The organism is Planomonospora algeriensis, assembly GCF_977012225.1.
On record NZ_CDRNDK010001006.1, the window covers coordinates 1 to 714 of the forward strand.

At 75.2% G+C, this 714-nt stretch carries 1 pseudogene; it reads left to right on the forward strand.

What is annotated here, in order from left to right:
- Window positions 1-714, forward strand: a pseudogene (locus ACWJ6R_RS37475) (MMPL family transporter); the annotation flags it as partial.

A 714-nucleotide genomic window follows, 5' to 3' on the forward strand; every position in this document is an offset into this window, starting at 1 on the left:
CCGTGCTGGTGGCGATCACGCTCCAGCCCGCGCTGCTCGGCTTCGCCGGCCGCCGGATCATGTCCCGCCGCCACCGCGCGGCCGCACCGCGGACCGGCGCCGGCGAGCGGACCCTCCCCCGCACCGGCGCGCGGGGCGGTGAGCGGCAGTCCCTCGGGTTCCGCTGGGGCTACTTCGTCACCCGCCACCGCCTGCCGTTCATCCTGGCCGGCGTGCTCGCCCTGGGCGCGCTGGCCGTGCCGACGGCGGACATGCGCCTGGCGCTGCCCGACGAAGGGACCGCCCCGGTCGGCTCCTCCCCGCGCGAGGCCTACGACCTCATCAGCGAGGGCTTCGGCCCCGGCTTCAACGGTCGGCTGGCCGCCGTCGTCACGGCCGGCTCCGCCGGGGCCACCGGCAAGGCCGCCGAGGAGGCCCAGAAGCTGATCCAGGCCGTCCCGGGTGTCGAGGCCGTAACCCCGCCGCAGCTCAACGCCTCCGGCACCACCGCGCTGCTGGCCGTGATCCCCGAGACCGGCCCGACCGACGAGGCCACCGAGACGATGGTCCACGAGATCCGCGAGAGGGTCGCCGGAGTCTCCGGTGCGGACGTCGCGTTGACCGGTGCCACCGCCGTCGGCATCGACGTCTCCGGCAAACTCGCGGACGCCCTGCCGGTGTACCTGCTGCTGGTCGTGGGCCTGTCGGTCCTGCTGCTGATGCTGGTCTTCCGCT